Annotated in this window: 12 protein-coding genes; all 12 read right to left on the minus strand. The window is 56.7% G+C overall.

The window, feature by feature from the left end; genetic code table 11:
- Positions 1–14 precede the first annotated feature (14 nt).
- The 12 genes from ccoG to BST95_RS09610 all read right to left on the minus strand — a co-directional run bounded on the left by ccoG (position 15) and on the right by BST95_RS09610 (position 12,592).
- A complete protein-coding gene (gene ccoG, locus BST95_RS09560; RefSeq protein ID WP_084199067.1) occupies positions 15–1,427 on the minus strand; it encodes a cytochrome c oxidase accessory protein CcoG in 1,413 nt (470 codons plus the stop codon).
- A 74-nt stretch (positions 1,428–1,501) separates the two neighbouring features.
- Positions 1,502–2,377, minus strand: coding sequence for a cytochrome-c oxidase, cbb3-type subunit III (ccoP, locus tag BST95_RS09565; RefSeq protein WP_066052557.1), 876 nt, complete (start codon positions 2,375–2,377; stop codon positions 1,502–1,504).
- Positions 2,370–2,549: a CcoQ/FixQ family Cbb3-type cytochrome c oxidase assembly chaperone gene (locus BST95_RS09570; protein WP_066052551.1), complete on the minus strand. Its 180-nt coding sequence runs from the start codon at positions 2,547–2,549 to the stop codon at positions 2,370–2,372. The genes ccoP and BST95_RS09570 overlap by 8 nt, the downstream gene beginning before the upstream one ends.
- A gap of 4 nt (positions 2,550–2,553) precedes the next feature.
- A complete protein-coding gene (ccoO, locus tag BST95_RS09575) occupies positions 2,554–3,162 on the minus strand; it encodes a cytochrome-c oxidase, cbb3-type subunit II (protein WP_084199068.1) in 609 nt (202 codons plus the stop codon).
- A gap of 14 nt (positions 3,163–3,176) precedes the next feature.
- Positions 3,177–4,616, minus strand: coding sequence for a cytochrome-c oxidase, cbb3-type subunit I (ccoN, locus tag BST95_RS09580; protein ID WP_084199069.1), 1,440 nt, complete (start codon positions 4,614–4,616; stop codon positions 3,177–3,179).
- A 53-nt stretch (positions 4,617–4,669) separates the two neighbouring features.
- Entirely contained in the window at positions 4,670–5,269 is a 600-nt protein-coding gene (locus BST95_RS09585) for a Yip1 family protein (RefSeq protein ID WP_066052543.1), read from the minus strand.
- 145 nt (positions 5,270–5,414) lie between these two features.
- Positions 5,415–6,167 carry a fumarate/nitrate reduction transcriptional regulator Fnr gene (gene fnr, locus BST95_RS09590; RefSeq protein ID WP_084199070.1) on the minus strand — a complete coding sequence of 251 codons (753 nt, stop codon included), beginning with the start codon at positions 6,165–6,167 and terminating at the stop codon, positions 5,415–5,417.
- Between the two features lie 78 nt (positions 6,168–6,245).
- On the minus strand, positions 6,246–6,956 hold the full coding sequence (locus tag BST95_RS20475) for an oxygen-independent coproporphyrinogen III oxidase (RefSeq protein ID WP_229801651.1): 711 nt from the start codon (positions 6,954–6,956) through the stop codon (positions 6,246–6,248).
- Positions 6,957–7,124: 168 nt separating this feature from the next.
- Positions 7,125–7,481, minus strand: coding sequence for a hypothetical protein (locus BST95_RS20480; protein ID WP_229801650.1), 357 nt, complete (start codon positions 7,479–7,481; stop codon positions 7,125–7,127).
- 57 nt (positions 7,482–7,538) lie between these two features.
- Complete coding sequence (locus tag BST95_RS09600; protein ID WP_084199071.1) at positions 7,539–8,102, minus strand: helix-turn-helix transcriptional regulator; 564 nt, start codon at positions 8,100–8,102, stop codon at positions 7,539–7,541.
- 71 nt (positions 8,103–8,173) lie between these two features.
- Positions 8,174–8,698 carry a hypothetical protein gene (locus BST95_RS09605; RefSeq protein WP_084199072.1) on the minus strand — a complete coding sequence of 175 codons (525 nt, stop codon included), beginning with the start codon at positions 8,696–8,698 and terminating at the stop codon, positions 8,174–8,176.
- A gap of 6 nt (positions 8,699–8,704) precedes the next feature.
- A complete protein-coding gene (locus BST95_RS09610) occupies positions 8,705–12,592 on the minus strand; it encodes a DUF1631 family protein (protein WP_084199073.1) in 3,888 nt (1,295 codons plus the stop codon).
- Positions 12,593–12,614: the final 22 nt, after the last annotated feature.

Raw genomic sequence — 12,614 nt, forward strand, 5'->3', positions numbered from 1 at the left:
TGTTGTCAGGCCGCCTACAGTGGCTTTACGAATCGTGTTTCGTGAACAATCCTGAGATCTTCACGATCACTTGCCTGGGCTTCAAAATTAAAGGCAGTGCTAGGCTTGTCCAGGTCCTCGGGCATCATCCGCACTCGCAGGCTTATCGAGCGAATTTCTTCGCCATCGAGCGTGTGCATGCGATCGCCAATAATCTCAGCGTTCTCAAGGCCGTCGATGGAAAGGGTGAATTCATGCATTTCCGGGGACATGTTCGCCAACTGGAGTGTATAGATGTTGTCGATGGCACCGGTATCCGTAGTCACGAATAACTGGTTGCGATCGCGGATGATCGTCAACTCCAGCGGTACCCGGTAAAGCATGTTGTAGCCGAACGCGCCAAACATAACTGCCAGTACTACCACGTACCCAATGATACGCGGCCGCAGCCAATGTGTCTTACCTTCACCATTCAGCTCTCGTTCACTGGTGTAGCGGACCAGGCCCTTGTCGTAGTCCATTTTCTCCATCACAGAGTCGCAGGCGTCGATGCACAACGCACAGCCAATGCACTCGTATTGGAGGCCGTTGCGGATGTCGATACCCGTGGGGCAGACCTGTACACACAGTTCGCAGTCGATGCAGTCACCCAAGCCGAGTTCCTTGGGGTCGGCAGTTTTCTTGCGGCTGCCGCGAGCCTCACCCCGGGCCTTGTCATAGGATACGATGAGTGTGTCCTGATCAAACATCACCGACTGGAATCGTGCGTAGGGGCACATATACATGCACACCTGTTCCCGCATCCAGCCGGCGTTGATATAAGTGGCGAAGGTGAAGAACTGGGTCCAGAAATATGCCCAGGCACCTGCTGTGCCCGCAAACAAGTCCACCAGCAGTTCGCGGATGCCGTAGAAATAGCCGACAAACGTTACACCCGTGGCAAAGCCGATAAATAACCAGCCGCTGTGCTTAAGACACTTCTTGCGAAATTTCTCCATCGACATGGGGGCCTTGTCCAGCTTCATCCGCTGATTGCGGCTGCCCTCGGTTTTCTGTTCCCACCACATGAACATGGTGGTCCATACGGTTTGTGGACAGGTATAGCCACACCAGATTCGCCCTGCGAAGGTGGTCACCGCGAACAACATGTAGGCGGCAATAATGAGCAGGAAGGCCAGCATCGGAAAATCCTGCGGCCAGAAGGTGAGACCGAGGATGTGGAATTTGCGCTCGGGTAAATCGAACAAAATGGCCTGGCGCCCATCCCAGGTGAGCCATGGCATCAGATAGTAGCCGAGCAACAACGGCCAGCCGGTGTAGAGCCTGACCTTCTGGAAAAAGCCCTCAACCTTGCGCGTGTAGATGCGCTCGCGCCGTTGATAAAGATCGACCTCGCCAACCTCGGCGGGGGCGACTTCTTTCAGATCAATCAGGTCCTTGTCAGACATGGCATGTGCTCACAGAAAAGGGGCGTGAGGGTGAGGGACCGGCGTCGGGCCCCTCGAGTGGACGTTGTTACAGTTTAGTTACTCAGGCCGTAGACGTAGGCCGTCAGGATGTGAATCTTATCCTCACTGAGCAGGCCCTTCTGCGCAGGCATAACGCCGTTGCGTCCTGCGCGAAGACTGTGCGTGATCTGCTCCAGGGAGCCGCCGTAAAGCCAAATCCCGTTGGCCAGGTTGGGAGCGCCCAATGCCTGATTGCCCTTGCCATCTGCACCGTGACAGGCGACACAATAGGTCTGGTAATGCTTCGCGCCGGCTTCTTTCTGAGCGCTATCAATTTCGCGGCCACTGAGTGACATCACATAGGCTGAAACATCGGCCACACCCTGGTCGCCCAGAATGCCACCCCAGGCAGGCATGGCTGCCTTGCGCCCGTCAACCAGTGTGGCTTTGATGGCCTCGGGGGTGCCGCCCCATATCCAGTCATCGTCCGTCAGATTGGGGAAGCCGTAGGCGCCCTTGGCATCGGCACCGTGGCAGATAGCGCAGTTATTACTGAACATACGCATGCCCATTTTGCGTACCGCAGGGTCATTGGCGATTTCCTCAATGGGCATGGCAAGGTAGCGATCTCGCATGTCGCGATAGCGCTTCTCTGCGGCGGCCACATCCTTATCGTGCTGTGATTCCTGGGACCAGCCGAGTAGGCCCTGGAAATTACCCATGCCCGGGTACATGATCAGATAGCCAATGCTGAACACAATGGTGATGACAAACATCATGAACCACCACGCCGGCATCGGGTTGTCGTACTCTTCGATACCGTCGAAGACGTGGCCGGTAGTTTTGGCTTCCGGGTTCTCGCGTGAACGGTTGGCGAACAGTATCCAGGTAATGAGCACTATCGTGAGTGAAGTGAGGATGATTACCCACAAACTCCAGAAACTAGTCATTCCTTACTTCCTCCTGCATGGTGTTCTGATGCTGCTCTTCATCTGCGAAGGGCAGTTGTGCGGCTTCATCAAAGGCCGATTTTCGTTTGCTGCTGTAGGCCCAGATACACACGCCGATGAACGAGATCATCAGGAATAGCGTGCTCAGGCCGCGGAGATCGTTGATGTCCATGGTGTTAGCGCCTCGATTGTAGCAGCAGACCGAGCTGCTGCAGATAGGCGACCAGGGCGTCGATCTCTTTCTTGCCTGCGACAGCGGCCGCTGCGTCAGCAATGTCATCATCGGTGTAGGGCACGCCCACCGTGCGCAGAGACGTCATCTTCTGGGCGGTGTGCTCGCCACTGAGCGTCTTTTCAAACAGCCAGGGGAATGCCGGCATGTTGGATTCAGGAACGACGTCGCGGGGGTTGTACAAGTGCGCGCGATGCCAGTCGTCAGAGTAACGACCACCTACGCGGGCAAGGTCAGGGCCGGTTCGTTTTGAGCCCCACAGGAAGGGATGATCGTAGACAAATTCGCCAGCCACTGAGTAGTGCCCGTAGCGTTCGGTCTCGGCGCGCAGGGGACGAATCATCTGTGAGTGACAGGTGTTGCACCCTTCGCGAATATAAATGTCGCGGCCTTCCAGTTCGAGTGCGGGAAGGGGTTTGAGGCCCGCAATGGGTTCGTTGGTTTCCTTAATGAACATCAGGGGCACCAATTCCACTAGCGTGCCAAAGCTGATGGCGATGATCATACCGACAATCATCAAGCCTATGTTGGTCTCGACTGCTTCGTGTTTCATATTCTCGTCACTCCTCAGGCGGCGCTGGCTGCAACAGGTGCAGGCTGGGCTTCGACGTCGCGGCGGGTTGTCATGTATACGTTGTAGGCCATGACCAGCATGCCACCAAAGAACACGGCGCCACCCAGTACACGGACCACATAACCGGGATAGCTGGCGGCGACAGACTCAACGAAGCTGTAGGTCAGGGTGCCGTCCTGGTTGTAGGCGCGCCACATCAGGCCCTGCATGATGCCGTTGACCCACATGGAAGCGATGTACATCACTGTGCCAATGGTCGCCATCCAGAAGTGGACGTTAATCAGGTCGGTGGAGTACATGCGGTCGCGGCCGAACACGATCGGAATCAGGTGGTACAGCGAGCCAATGGAAATCATGGCTACCCAGCCTAGTGCGCCAGAGTGCACGTGGCCAATGGTCCAGTCGGTGTAGTGAGACAGTGCGTTAACGGTCTTGATGGCCATCATCGGGCCTTCAAATGTCGACATTCCGTAGAACGACAGGCTGACAACCAGGAAGCGCAGAATTGGGTCGGTGCGCAGCTTATGCCAGGCGCCGGACAGGGTCATCATGCCGTTAATCATGCCGCCCCAGGAAGGAGCCAGCAGAATCAGTGACATGATCATGCCCAGGCTTTGTGCCCAATCGGGCAGGGCGGTGTAGTGCAGGTGGTGGGGGCCGGCCCAGATGTAAATCGAGATTAGCGCCCAGAAATGGACGATAGACAGGCGATAGGAATACACGGGGCGCTCCGCCTGCTTGGGCACAAAGTAGTACATCATGCCCAGGAAACCCGCGGTCAGGAAAAAGCCCACGGCGTTATGGCCATACCACCACTGGACCATCGCATCCACGGTGCCGGCATAGGCTGAATACGATTTAAAGGCCGATACAGGTACTGCTGCGGAGTTCATGATGTGCAAGATAGCAACTGTGACGATAAACGAGCCCAGGAACCAGTTCGCGACATAGATGTGGCGCGCCTTGCGCTTCATGATGGTGCCAAAGAACACCACGCCGTAGGCCACCCAGACCACGGCGATCAGGATGTCGATGGGCCATTCCAGTTCGGCGTACTCCTTACTGGAAGTCAGGCCCAGTGGCAGGGTAATAGCGGCCGCGACGATCACGGCCTGCCAGCCCCAGAATGTAAATGCAGCGAGCTTGTCCGATACCAGGCGCACCTGGCAGGTGCGCTGGACAATAAAATATGAGGTGGCGAAGAGGGCGCAGCCCCCGAAGGCAAAGATTACCGCATTGGTGTGCAGCGGGCGCAGGCGCCCGAAATGCAGGTATTCGATACCCAGGTTCAGCTCGGGCCAGGCGAGCTGGGCGGCGATAATCACGCCAACCAGCATGCCCACTATCCCCCAGACTACCGTCATAATTGCAAACTGGCGCACCACCTTATAGTTGTAGGTGGGATGTTCCAGTGCGGAGTTAAGCTCGCTCATGGTTTCATTCCAAAGTCAGATTTTGAGAAAGGCAAAAATCATTGTTGAGTGGGCTAGTCGGTAAAGGCGGGTGCCGCTCCGAAGTCCCATAAAATCACTGCGCCGACCATAATGCAGATCAGCAAGACCAGTGCCACGCCCATAACCGCACTCGAAAACAGAAATCCGCGTTCCTCGGGGATGTCCATTAAGATGGGGATGCCCAAATACATCAGGTAGACGGCCCAGCACACGGCGACAATGCCGATGAGTAGGTCCAGCCAAAGCACAGGGTAAAAACCCACTGCGCCAAAGATAAACATGGGGGTGGCTGCCAGGGAGCAAATGATGATGCCCTTGGCAATACTGGACTCCGCGCCGTAGGTGTCGCTCATCCAGTGAACGAAGTAGCCCAAAACGGCGAGGCATACTACCTGAGTTAAATAAAATAGGATACAAATTTGTAAGGCACTGTCTTTGGTGAGTCGGACGCTCTCTCCATCGCCGACTGTCCAGCCTATGTCGGTGGTCCCGTAGTACCAGGCCACAGCTGGAATAATCGACAGAATCCAGGGATACAGCAGCAAAGTCTTGAAGGAGCTGTCGGACAGCTCAGAAATGCTCTTCCACTGGGAACTAGGCTTAACAAGCAAGCCGAAGGTATGTTGAATCATTTGGTTATTATCTCCCCAAATCTACTCTGGTAGTTGCGTGCATTCTAGGATTTGTCAGGTAATTCACCATGATGTGAATCAAGATAGAAATGGTCGTCGACTGCGTCAAATACAGGTGTACACAACAGCGGCCGATAATCATGCGCTAGCTACTGAGGTTGGCAATGTTCCTCAGGCCCTGACTATCCAGAATTTCTATTTCCTTGTTGTCCACTTGCAGAATGTCCATTTTCTGCAATCGGCTGAATACCCGGGACACGGTTTCCACCGTGAGCCCAAGATAGTTGCCAATGTCTACCCGCGACATGGGTAGACGGAACTGGGTTGCGCTGAGCTTGCGGCGCGCATTGCGACCGGAGATGCTCAGCAATAGTGCGGCCACACGTTCATCTGCCGAATTTTTGCTCAGCAGAGTGATCAGTTGTTGATCCTCGGTGATCTCGTGGCTCATCAGCTGGAAAAAGTGGCGCTGCAGGTTCGGTATCAGCGCACTGAGTTTTTCCAGTGAGGTAAAGGGAATTTCGCAGATGGCTGCGGTTTCCAGCGCCTTGGCGGAAGAGGCGTGGGAGTTGTTGGAGATGCCATCCATGCCCAGAATTTCTCCGGGAAAGTAAAAACCAGTGACCTGCTCGCGGTCGTCATCAGTGGTCTTGTAGGCCTTGAGCGTGCCCGAGCGAACGGCAAATACCGACTCGAAGTCGTCGCCTTCGCGGTACAGGTGCTGGTTTTTTTGCAGAGGTTTGCAGCGCTGGATGATGTCATCCAACTGGGCGATGTCGTCTGACTCCAGGGCCAGCGGCAGGCAGATGCTATTAAGGCGGCAATTGCCACAGCTGACCTGAGGGTCGTGGGTGCAAGTCTGGTAGCTTTCGCTCCTCGACTCTGCAATGTTCGTCATGAGAAATTCCGAGCACTAGAACGGGGTTAATTATAATCTAAAATCTACAGTGGCAGTAATGTGATTTTTGGGCGTAAATCAGACGGTTGCGGAGAATCTGGGCGCGGGTTCGTCACCTTTTGGAGTCGTCAGATAGGCGTCGAAAGGCATGCAGATATTGCGTAGAAAGGGCCGCCCCTGCTGGTGAATTCGCACCTCGTCCCCAGAGATGCTCAGTAGCCCGTCGTCAACAAGCGGCTGGAGCGAGGTCAGCTGCGTCGCAAACTTCTCGTTAAAGGCGATGCCAAAGCTTTCGTTGCACTCGCTCAGGTCCAGTCGCAGATCGGAAAACAGGTGCATGATCACGTGGCGGCGCAGCTGGTCTTCGGCGGTTGTCTTTACACCGCGATTGACCGGTAGCGCGCCGCTGTCGATGGCGCTGTAGTAGTCGCCCAGGTTGCGTTCATTCTGCAGATAGTAGTCGCCCATCTGGCTAATGGCCGAAACGCCCAGGCCCAACAAGTCGTCTGCCATATGCAGTGAATAACCCTGGAAATTGCGCTGCAGGCGTCCCTCTTGTTGAGCGATGGCCAGCTCATCGTCAGGAAGCACATAGTGATCCATGCCGATCAGGCGATAGCCGGCTTTCTGCAGCGTGTGGCTGATCAGCTCATGTAACAACAGTTTCTCATCCGGGGTGGGCAGCGTTAAACGATCGATGGCCCGCTGGCTGGTGAAACGCTCGGGGAGGTGAGCGTAGTTGTAACAGGCAATGCGGTCGGGCCGCAGGGCGATGGTGTTGAGTTCCACTGTGCGCGGATCAATCTAGATGGAATATTCCCGATAGCCCTTGTCCAGCAGGTTGAAGTGGCTGGCCAGCATATGCATGAGCTCGGTGATCTGGGCGTGATCCAGGTACATTGGAGTGCCCCCGCCCCGATGCATCTGGGTGATCGGCTGGGTGTCGCCAACCAGTGCCTATTGCAGGCGAATTTCCTGCTGCAGATGTTCCAGGTAGGTCGGGGCAACACCTTGCTCACGGGTCACGATTTTATTGCAGGCGCAGTAGTAGCAGATGTCCCGGCAGAAGGGCAGGTGCAGATAAATCGACAGCGGGTCGCGGCGGCGGTCGCCGTCGATTGCCTGCCAATCCAGATATTGTTGAAACGGAAAGTCCTGGCGAAACTGGGGAGCGGTCGGATAAGACGTATAGCGCGGCCCCTGACAGGCGTACTTGCGCGCGATGGTCATTTCCTCACGAAATTCCGAGGTGACAGTGGTGGTTGTGATCAGGTCGTTGCTCATCGTGGAAGGCCGGCGGTCATACAGGCGCACAGTATCAAATTCCTGCACAGCGCTTGTTGATCTGGGTCAACGAGAGGCGGGGATAACCTAGCCCAGTGAGGCAACGCTCTTGATAATCAATCGCACCAGTTCGGCCTGTCGGGAAATACCGGTTTTCGCGAAGATCGACTTTAACTGGGCCCTGGCGGTGTGCTGGGAAATATTTTGTACTTCAGAGACCTCTGCCAGGCTCAGGCCGCGCGCCAGCAAAATGGCCAGATTGGCTTCTGCGGGAGTGAGCTCAAACAGCTCTCCGAGGGTTTGTTTGGAGGCCGATTCGTGCTGATCGGGGTCCGAGATAAAGACCGCTGCGCAGGGGCTTGATTGGCCCTGACTCCATTCGGAGTGCGGCACCGGGCGTACTACCAGACCGAGATCGGAGCGGCTGCCAGAGCGCGGAACTCGCAGCGCGTGAGCCACTGAGGGTTGCCCCTGGGCCTGTGCGGCAATGATTGTTGCCAGCGCCTGCTGCAGCTGACGGTTGGCGTCACGCCCGGCCAATTGCAGGCTGTCGCCGTTGCGGGTGAGACCATCACCTTCTTCGAGTAGCACCTGGGCGATCGGATTGGCGTTGCGAATTCTGGCTTGCTCGTCGAGGATGATGGTGGCCACCGCCAGTTGCGAAACGGCGCCGGCATAGACATCGCGTTCCGAGGTGGTGCGATTGAGGGTTGCGTATATTTCTATGGCTCGTCTGAGATGGGGGTCAACCGTCGCAGCAACTCGCGGTCGCGTTCGTTGAAACGCGGTTCCTGCTCTCGGCGGGATAGACGCAGTCGTGCCAGCATACCGCCGGGCTCTGCAGTGTCGACCCCGAGAATTCTGAACAATCCAATCGGGTGCAGGTATTGTCGATAGTAGTCCGACGCAGTCAGCGCTTCGTCGGGCAATATGTCTTCCAGCGCTGTCACTTTTTCCAGCGGCAGATTAACGAACGGGTCGAGGGAGAAAAACTCATCGCGATAGGCTGTCAGTTCCCAGTCATCGGGGCTGGCCAATGCGGGCGCATCGGCACCTTCAGGGCGGACGCTATTGAGGATCAGCCCGGGATCACCGACGGCGGGGGGGCGCAATACCAGTGACACTACCTGAACATCGAGCATCTCGCGCAGCGCTGGCAGTGCACTTTGCCAGGGCTGTTCTTCCAGCGGGCCCTGGTATATCAGCCCTATCAGCTCGTCGTAGTCAGTGTCGAAAGAAGCGTGCACGGCGGATTATCGCGCTATGGTGGAAAGTTCGGCAGTAATCTCGGATAGGGGTTTCGGTTTGCCCACGCCCCAGCCCTGCAGGTAGTCGACCCCAATTTCCTTGAGCTTGGCAATAATCTCATCGTTTTCCACCGATTCGGCAATGGTTTCCTGGCCGAGGAAGTGCGCCAGATCGTTAATCGATCGGGCCATAGCGTAGTCGGCTCGGCTGTGGTGGATATTGGAGATAAATGTGCCGTCAATTTTGACATAGTCAACGGGCAGTTCGCGCAGATAGTTGTGGCTGGCAAGCCCGGTGCCGAAATCATCGATTGAGAACTTACAGCCAATGTTGCGAAACGCCTGGACGAAGTCGGCGGCCTTGACAAGGTTGGAGATAGTGCCGGTCTCAGTGATCTCGAAGCAGATGAGGCTGGTGCCCACACCGAACTCGGAGATCTGCTCCAGCAGGTATTCCATAAAATCGTCGTCGGTGACGCTGACGCCGGACAGGTTAATGGCCAGGTGCGGGACTTCTTTCTGATCGTCCATCAGCTGGCTGATCCAGCTGAATGCCTCGCGGATCACCCAGCGGTCGACCAGTGTCATAAAGCCGTACTGCTCGGCAGACTGGATGAACTCTTCCGGCGACGTGATGGAGCCGTCCTTGTTGCGTAAGGCCAGCAACAATTCATAGTGCCGACGCTGCGGCGTATCGCCATCGACAGCGCTTTGCACAATGGGCTGAGCTCGCAATACAAAGCGATCGGTCGCCAATGCCTGCTCGAGATCTTCCCGGGAGCGGTCTTTCTCGTTTTGGTAGGTAGTCGCCTGGGCCTGATCCTCGTGATACATCTCTACACGGTTGCGCCCTTGTTCCTTGGCGTGGTGCATCGCCACGCGGGCTGACTCGAGCAGCTCCGCGGCCGCCTGGCTGTGCTCGAGGATCGGTGCGACACCGATGGAAACGGTAAATGAGACTTTTTCGCCCTCGATATCGAGACTGGCTTGCTCGATATCACTGCGAATTTTCTCTCCTAACTGGGCCGCCTGTTCCGCTGAGCGATCTAATAACAGTAGCGCGAACTCGTCGCCCTCCAGACGCGCTGAAGAACACTTTTTGCCGTGCAGCTGCGCGAGGAGTTTGCTGAATTCCAGTAGTACCTGGTCGCCGCTCACCTGGTCATAGACCTGGTTGACCAGATCGAACTGATCGACGTTGATATACAGCAGCGCGTGTTGCGTTTGTTTCCGCCGGGCGTGGTTAAGCGCTCTTTCCAGCTGATTGACGAAGGTATCGCGGTTAACAAGCTGGGTCAGCGAGTCGTGATTACGGGCGAAGCTGAGGGTTTTCTGCGCCTGTTCCAGTGTCCGGTAAATGCTCTTGTCCACGACCGACATATCGTCCGAGGGGGTAGGTGTTTGCGCTCCCCGGCTGAGTTTACGCGCCAGCTGTACCGCGTTTAGATCGGCGGTTTTGTGGCCGCGTTCATCGACAAAGATAAATCGATCTTTCTCCTCACTAATCCAGGCCAGGCGCATACGGTGGCGCTGCCCCTGTGCGTCCCGGTAACTTAACCAGGAATCGGGCTGTAATTGTTCAACGCGACGTACCCAGCGTCGCAGGCGCGGTAGTTCCCGTACCTTGGAATGAAGTGCTTCGGTATCTTTATCTTCGCTTGTCGGCGTCGCATCGACCTCGGCCGATTCAACGCTTTGATTGTTGGTCAGGATGTCGCGGAGTTCTTCCAGCACGGACTCGTGAGCCACGTTGGTAGGCAGTGCTGAAGTAATTTGCTGACCTACCATGTCCAGCAGCGTTTCCGCTTCCATGCCGCGCTGCATGCCCACGTCACGATCAGCGTCGCCGTCCTGCAGCTGGGCTAACCACGAGACCAGCAGGTCGAGGCTGTTGACCTGATCTGACCAGACCTGGCTGTCGGGGCCCTCTTTGACATGGGTGAGAACCAGCAGGTCTCGATAGCCACTTTCAACCAGGTCCAGCAATACGCGCGGCGCAGCCGGCGGGCGGATACGCTCGTTAATCACATCACTGACGGCGCGCCTTGCCTGGTGCAGTTTCTCCTGACCTTCCTGGGTGCGAACGACTCGCTCAACATTGCGCGCAATGGCGCGCTGCTGCTGATCTAACAGACGGTCGATTTTGCTCAGGGCGCGGCTGAATACGGCGTCGTCCTGGTCATAGTCCTTAACAATTTCGTCAACGACATGGTTAATGCGTTCTTCGAGTACGCGGTTGGGAAAGTTCGCCGAAGTGGCCAATGAGGACAGTTTGTCGACCATGTCGCGAGCCACATGGCCGCGATCGGCAAAAAATGTCTGGTCCAGCAGGGCAAGTTTTGCCAGTGGAATCTGCAGGTTACTCAGAGCGGGTTTCAGCTCATCGTTGACATTGAGTTCTGCGTGAATCGTTCCGAATAAATTGTCGACCAGATCGAGCTGGTTGAGACTGTCGGCGCTGAGACCGCCGGTGCCTTGTAAATCGCCCAGCTGCTCGCGGTGATCGGCGAGAAATTCGCGCAGCGAGGTGGCTTCACGCAGGGCCGCCTGCACTGCGGTGTCGCGCTGGATGCTGCCCAGCGCACTGGCCACTGCCCGGGCATCTGCCAGCGGGTTGGTGTTCGCAGTACCGTCAACTGGCGCTCCCCAGTTATCCGGCGCTGCCTGCTGTACGCCCAGCCCGCGTCTTAGATTCAGGGCGTCGATGATGGACTGGTACATACTCAGCGCAGAGGGATCGATACTGCCGGGTGTTGTCTGCGGCGCAGCTGCTGTGTGAGCCTGTTCGCCCTGACCGTCGCTGCTCGCGTGAGATTCAACGGCCGCGGGTGGGCCCGAGCGCGGGTTGCGTGTGGTGGTCCCGGTGGTCGGTGGGCGCAATAGTGATCCTTTGGTGCGTATCCGTTCCTCCAGCCCGCCGCCGATGCCGTGCTCCTCGAGGAAACTGTTGAGGTGCTGATAGGGCTCATCGAGCTTGCGGATGACCTTGCGCGCAAAGTAGTCGTAGCTTGCCCCAGCTGCTTCCGGGGGAAGTTCCAGCGAGCTGATGCCTATCTGAAAGGCCTGGCTCAGCTGGCGTGGGTGGATGGGCAGACGCACCTGGAGAGGATCGGCGCTGATTAGTTTGGCCGTGCGGAGAATAAGCGCTTCCAGCGGCAGGGCGTGTTGCTCCTCACCCATAGCTACCATGCGATTAATCGCCAGGTCGTGCTCATAGTCGTTCAGGTCAACCAGGTCCAACTGATCGGCCGGCGTACCTCCCTGAGTAAAGCTACGGCCTCCTTCAGGGGGGCAGAGCTCGTTGAAATAGCCGGCCACCGTATCCAAGGTGATCTGACTAAGGCGCTCCATCTCGTGGCGAATTTTGTTGGCACCGTCGTACAGTGGGTGGCCTTGGTCATTTCTATTGCCGGCCTGGGCTGACTTTTCCACCAGGTGCGGTACCAGATCGTGAAGAAAGTGTTTGAATAGCTCAGAGACCCGCAACATCGAGCGGGTGCGCAGTTCGCGCAGCAGGCGGGTATGCTCGGCGCTGGAGCCTTTCAGCTCGTGTTCTGCGTCGGACAGGCTCTTCTGCTCCTGGCGAGCGAGCAGGCGCAGAATCGTGTCGCGATGGCCGGTTTCGAGTAGCCGCAGGGTAAGGTTTTTGCCATCGATGGCCGACACCTGAATCGTCACTTTTTCATCGGGCTCATCGGGGTTGTAGTAAAGGGTAGCCTCGATACCGGGTTTAACCCGGACTTTGTCTCCAGTAGTGGCTCCTTGAATAAGTTGAACCTGAGCAAGGGTAAACTCGCTCCTGTCGAGCACTGCGAGTTGGCCGGCTAGTCTGGCGGACGTCTCCAATTCCAGCATGGCGTGTAGGGAGGGAGGTTGTTCTGGCGCTCCGGGCATTCTTATCCTGATGTTATTGCAG

Origin of the sequence: Halioglobus japonicus, from assembly GCF_001983995.1 — a bacterium.
GTDB lineage: Bacteria > Pseudomonadota > Gammaproteobacteria > Pseudomonadales > Halieaceae > Halioglobus > Halioglobus japonicus.